Here is a 3,687-nt window from a genome sequence, read left to right as displayed (position 1 = left end):
CGGGACTGTGCACGTGCGCGGCGTCGCCGGCGAGGAAGACCCGGCCGGCGCGGTAGGTGGGGGCCTGCCGCTCGTCCGCGTGGAAGCGGGACAGGAAGCGCGCCTCGGTCATGCCGAAGTCGTCGTGCAGCGTGGCGCGGGCGATGGCGCGCACCTCGTCGAGGTCGACGGGCTCGTCCTCGCTCACGTCGCGGTTGCCGTGCCAGCCGATGAACCTGTACCAGCCGTCGCCGAACGGGGCGAGGAACCCGAGCGAGTCGTTCGCAGCGGCTACCGTGAGCAGGTCGGCGGGCCGCCGCGCCAGCCGCACGTCAGCCAGGACCATCGAGCGGATCACGGCCCGGCCGGGGAACGGGATGCCGACCGCGCCGCGCACGGTGGACCGCGCGCCATCGGTGCCGACGACGTACCGGGCGCGCAGGCTCGCACCGTCGGCGGTGGTGACCGTGACGCCGTCGGCATCCTGGACGAGGCCGTTGACCTGCAGGTCGTGCCGGAAGACGACGCCCGCCTCCTCGGCTCGGCGGCGCAGCAGCCGCTCCACCTCGTACTGGGGCGCGATCAGCACGTACCGGAACCGGGACGGCAGGCCGGCCAGGTCGATGGTGAGCCGCTGGAAGAGCCGGAGGCTGGTGACCGGCTGCCCACGGGTGAGCAGCTCGTCCGCCAGCCCGCGCGCGTCCAGGACCTCCAGGCTGCGTGCGTGCACGGCGAACGCCCGGGTGAGGTTGCTCAGCCCGGCCGGGCGCCTCTCCAGCACGATGACGCACGCCCCGCCCGTGGCCAGGTCTCCGGCGAGCAGCAGGCCGGTCGGTCCCGCCCCGACGATCACGACGTCCGTGTCCATGGTGTCCTCCTGCGAGCTGAGTCAACGAGTGTTTGCCAACGCCTGTTGACCAAGGTAGCGGACCCGTGCGGCAGAGGTCAACGGATGTTGGCATACAGTTGTTGGCATGGCAGACACGGATGTTCCGCGGCGCCGGTCCGACGTGACCCGCGCGTCGATCCTGGACGCGGCCCGGGCGCGGTTCGCGGCCGACGGCTACGAGCGCGCCACGGTGCGCGCCATCGCGCAGGACGCAGGCATCGACCCGTCGATGGTGATGCGCTACTACGGCTCCAAGGAGGGCCTGTTCGCGGCCGTCATCGACGTGGAGCTGGTGCTCCCGGACCTGGCCGAGATCTCCGCGGACGACGTCGGGACCGTTCTCGTGGGGCACTTCCTTGACCTCTGGGAGCACGACAGCGTGCTGCAGACCCTCCTGCGGGTCGGCGTGACCAACGAGGCGGGCGCCGAGCGGATGCGTGGCGTGTTCTCCGGCCAGATCCTGCCGCTCGCCGAGCGGTTCGTGGCGACCCGGGCGGACGCCGCGCGCCGAGCCGCGCTGGTGGCCTCGCAGGTGCTCGGCATGGCCCTGGTGCGGTACGTGCTGCGATTCGGTCCCGCCGCTCAGATGTCGCGGGCCGACCTCGTCGCCTGGGTGGGGCCAACCGTGCAGCGGTACCTCACGGCGCCGGAGCCCTGACCGGAGGGCTCCGGCGCCTGTGACGGCCGACCCGTCGCTGTTAAACGGTTAGTGCTGTGTTCACCGGACAGGCCGCGCCGTACGTTTCCGGGACCGCGCCGCCGACGTCGCAGAAACGGAGACCACGCCATGTCCCTCGATACATCCGGCTCCACGCGCACTCCCGACCGCACCGCCGCCCGTACCCCGGCCCGGACCGGCCGGCCCCTCGTCGATCGGGCGGCGCCCCTGATCCGGCGGGCGGCACCTGTGCTCGGGTGGGTGGTCACCCTGGCCGTCGCGGCGCAGCTCGCCCAGGGCGCCTACGGGCAGCTCACCGAGTCCGAGCGGTCGGTCGGCATGTTCGAGGCCATCGGCTACCCGGCCTCGGCGGTCCTCCTGATCGGCGTGTTGCAGGGAGTCGCCGTCCTGCTCTACGTGGTGCCCTGGACGGCGTTCCTCGGCGCCCTGCTCCTCACCGCCTACCTGGGCGGCGCCGTTGCCGCGCACGTCCGCCTGGAGGACTCCCTGGCGCACACGCTGACGCCCGTCCTGTTCGCGGTGGGCATCTGGGCCGCGCTGTTCCTGCGCAGCGAGCGCATCCGCCGCGCCGTGCTCACCGGCCGGTGACAGGGCGGTGACCGCGTCGGGGCGTGCCGTGATTCACGTTGCGCCCCGACGTCGTCCCATGTCAGGCTGTGTTCGCTCCTGCGGGTGTGCCGCGCGTGTGAGGGAGCGACTGACAAGGACTGTGATGACGGGCATCTCCCGGTACGAGAACACCTCGCGCTGACGCCTGCCCTCCCCGAGGGCACCGGGCGTCGGCATCAGCCACCACCCGGGAGTCCTTGCTGTGTTGTCCAACCCTTCTGTCGTGCTGCACGACGTCACCTTTGCCTGGCCCGACGGCGCCGTCGCGCTCGATCACGTCTCCGGTGCCTTCGGCCGTGGCCGCACCGGCCTGACCGGACTCAACGGAGCCGGTAAGTCCACGCTGCTGCGCGTCGTCGCCGGCCTGCTGGCGCCCACGTCGGGCCGTGTCGCCCTCAGTGGCACCGCCGACTACCTGCCGCAGCGCATCACGCTCGACGTGCACGCCACGGTCGCCGACCTGCTCGGCATCACGCCCGTGGTCCGTGCCCTGCGCGCCATCGAGTCGGGCGACGTCGACGAGGCGCACTTCGACACCGTGGGCGACGACTGGGATGTCGAGGAGCGGGCCGTCGCGCTGCTCTCGGCGACCGGTCTGCCCACCGGGCTCGACCGCTCGGTCGCCACCCTCTCCGGCGGCGAGACCATGCTGACCGCGATTACCGGTGTGCGGCTGCGTCAGTCGAGCGGCGCCGCCTCCGTCGCGCTGCTCGACGAGCCGACCAACAACCTCGACGGCGCAGCGCGCGAGCGCCTGTACGGGCTGGTCAGGGGCTGGCGGGGCGCGCTCGTCGTCGTCTCGCACGACCTGGCGCTGCTGGAGCTGATGGACGACACGGCCGAGCTGCGTGCCGGGTCCCTGACGACGTTCGGCGGCCCCTACTCGGAGTACCGGGCGTGGCTGCAGGTGCAACAGGAGGCCGCCGCACAGACGCTGCGCGCGGCCGAGCAGACACTCCGCCGTGAGAAGCGGCAGCGGATCGAGGCGGAGGAGCGCATCGCGCACAGCGAGCGCAAGGGCCGCAAGGACGCCGCGAACAGCAAGTACGTCAAGGCCGTGATCAACGACCGGCGCAACAGCGCGGAGAAGTCGGCCGGTGCGCGCCGGGGGATGCTGGACGACAAGGTGGACGCCGCGCGCGCCGCCGTCGACCTGGCGGAGCGCGCGGTGCGCGACGACGACCGGATCTCGGTGGTCCTGCCCGACCCGGACGTGCCGGCCGGGCGCCGGCTGGCAGTGCTGCGGGGCGCGGACGGCCGGGAGGTGGTGGTCCAGGGCCCGGAGCGGATCGCGCTGACGGGCCCGAACGGCGTCGGCAAGACGACGTTCCTGGAGCGCCTGCTGTCGGGGGCGGACAGCGGGTCGGGCAACGCGACGGACGGCGCGACCGACGGTGAGGCGGACGGTGAGGCGGACGGTGAGCGGTCGGGCGCGTCGGGTGAGCTGCTGACCGAGCGCGTGGCGTACCTGCCGCAGCGGGTCGACGTGCTGCCCGACGCGTCGTCGGTGCTGGACGCGGTGCGTGAGGGC

The 3,687-nt window shown here is 72.9% G+C and carries 4 protein-coding genes; 3 read left to right on the top strand and 1 reads right to left on the bottom strand.

Annotated features, from left to right (window positions below; all coding sequences use genetic code 11):
• Positions 1-847, bottom strand: an 847-nt coding sequence (locus PROKR_RS11070) for an FAD-dependent monooxygenase (protein ID WP_036963073.1), incomplete at its 3' end; no start/stop codon positions are given.
• Between the two features lie 106 nt (positions 848-953).
• Here PROKR_RS11070 and PROKR_RS11065 point away from each other — a divergent pair.
• The 3 genes from PROKR_RS11065 to PROKR_RS11055 all read left to right on the top strand — a co-directional run.
• Entirely contained in the window at positions 954-1,526 is a 573-nt protein-coding gene (locus PROKR_RS11065; protein WP_036963071.1) for a TetR/AcrR family transcriptional regulator, read from the top strand.
• Between the two features lie 129 nt (positions 1,527-1,655).
• Entirely contained in the window at positions 1,656-2,135 is a 480-nt protein-coding gene (locus PROKR_RS11060) for a DoxX family protein (RefSeq protein ID WP_084800373.1), read from the top strand.
• Positions 2,136-2,379: 244 nt separating this feature from the next.
• Positions 2,380-3,687 (top strand): ATP-binding cassette domain-containing protein (locus PROKR_RS11055; protein ID WP_051432877.1); only part of this gene is annotated, 1,308 nt, incomplete at its 3' end.

This window comes from Promicromonospora kroppenstedtii DSM 19349 (genome assembly GCF_000515355.1).
GTDB lineage: Bacteria > Actinomycetota > Actinomycetes > Actinomycetales > Cellulomonadaceae > Promicromonospora > Promicromonospora kroppenstedtii.
The sequence above is the reverse complement of the archived record's forward strand: the minus strand, read 5'-3'. Positions and strand labels throughout refer to the sequence as shown.

What these genes read in the sequence shown, in the direction of transcription:
- PROKR_RS11065 (WP_036963071.1), top strand. Translation starts at nt 954, where the DNA reads ATGGCAGACACGGATGTTCCGCGGCGCCGGTCCGACGTGACCCGCGCG.
- PROKR_RS11060 (WP_084800373.1), top strand. Translation starts at nt 1,656, where the DNA reads ATGTCCCTCGATACATCCGGCTCCACGCGCACTCCCGACCGCACCGCC.